Raw genomic sequence first — 1,854 nt, 5'->3', positions numbered from 1 at the left:
TTTAGCTATTTATATTATAAGGAATACCTACTTTATTTTAACTAAAAAACGTGCAATATCTATGGCTCCTAAACATTTTAAATATAGAGAAATGATTGAATTTTTTTAGGTTATGTGCTTTATTATAGATACTATTGAGTTTTTGAATATAAAAAATTAAATCAAAGAAAAGACTTAAATATGTTTTTTAGATATATTTATGATTGTAGAAAGTGCTGAAATATATGCACTTTTCGCGAAGCGTGCCCGAAGGACGAAAACTTTGACGAAATCCACACCGTGTAGCGGCGTGAAAAAGTTGAATAAAAAACTTATATAACAAAATTTTATCTATATACTATTATCAATTGAATTTTTTTGTTTATAATATAATATAGTTCTCTATGGAAACACAAACAATGTATAAAAAATTTTTAAATATAATAAATACCGATATCACTCTAAATAAAAACTTAAAAATATTACTTAGCATATTTGCAATACTATTTTCAAATGTTCCGCTATACATATATTTTTTTAGTATTGATATAATAGAAGCAGAAACTTTAATTTTATTTATTGTGAAAAGTTATCCATTTTCGTTTTTTTATTTATTTTGTTTTACTATATTGTTTCATACTGATGTATTAAAAATTAAAATAATAGTAATGACTTTCTTGTCTTTTGTGCTTATCAGTTTACTACTATTTTCTTTTCATTTCATATTTAATTATGTTACAATGCCTCCGCATGATTCTGAAGATTTTTATGTTGTTATAAATAATTTGGTATTTGTGCCTTGCATATTTTTTATTATAATGATTATTTCTTATATCAATTTTAATTTAAAAGATACAGAAAATATTTCTGAGTTTTTTACTATGGTTGGTGAAACACTCTCTTGGCTTTTTATTATTAATACAGCAAGCAGTGTTTTAATCTCAATAGCATATTTTTCTATTTTTATAGTAGGTGCTTCTTTAGCTTCATTAGTTTATTCTTATGATGAGGTTGGATTTATATTTGCAAAAATTGCTATTTCTTTAATAATATTTTTGTATAGCTTGGCTTTATTTATATCTTATTTTTTATACAAAAAAACTAAGTCTATCATATCAATATATTTATCAAGAATGATTATGATATTTAGTTTGATAGTTATATTTATACTTTTTATTTTACTATTATCTGCAGAGTTTAGACCATATACTAATACTGTTAGTTTTGTTGGTTATAATATAATACTTTCTATTATGATGATAAATCTTTTGTTTACGAGATTAGATAAAAAAGCTACTATCTTAACTAAGATAATATATTGTTTGGCAGTAATTTCTATATCATTATTAGATTTAATTGTATTTAGCAGTGTTTTATATAGAATAGTAACTTATGGTTTTTCTATGAGTAAACTTATACTTTTAGTAAACTGTATTTTATTTTTGTCACATCTTATTTATATTGCTATTAATGTTGTGAAGACATTTATAAAATCATTTGAAGAGTGCATTGTGATGAAAGATATATGTATAGACAATAGTAAGCATATGATATTTATTTACATTTATTTAGTATGGTTTATGATTATATGTTTTATTTTACCGTTTTTCTTTGTTAGTATGTAAGATTAAATGAGATTTTTAAGGGGAAATAAGTGGGCCAGCAGGGACTTGAACCCCGGACCCGATGATTATGAGTCATCTGCTCTAACCGACTGAGCTACTGGCCCCTATTATTTTTGTTTGTTTTGATTATTCCATTTTATAGTAGTATATTAAAAAAGTCAAGAGTAAAAACAATATTTTTTTGTTTAGGAGCCATACATATTGCACGTTTTTTAGTTTAAAAAAAGCAGGTATTCCTTATAATTTAATT

1 protein-coding gene and 1 tRNA gene are annotated in these 1,854 nt (G+C 23.7%); one reads left to right on the top strand and one right to left on the bottom strand.

Translation table 11 applies throughout. The features are described 5' to 3' along the window. Positions 1-398: 398 nt before the first annotated feature. Entirely contained in the window at positions 399-1,604 is a 1,206-nt protein-coding gene (locus Q0H31_RS13150) for a hypothetical protein (protein ID WP_295298922.1), read from the top strand. A gap of 30 nt (positions 1,605-1,634) precedes the next feature. On the opposite strand, the gene Q0H31_RS13145 is transcribed toward Q0H31_RS13150, so the two are convergent. Continuing rightward, positions 1,635-1,708: transfer RNA gene (locus Q0H31_RS13145), tRNA-Ile, on the bottom strand. Between the last annotated feature and the right edge of the window lie 146 nt (positions 1,709-1,854).

Origin of the sequence: uncultured Brachyspira sp. (assembly GCF_934747485.1) — a bacterium.
GTDB lineage: Bacteria > Spirochaetota > Brachyspiria > Brachyspirales > Brachyspiraceae > Brachyspira.
The sequence above is the reverse complement of the archived record's forward strand: the minus strand, read 5'-3'. Positions and strand labels throughout refer to the sequence as shown.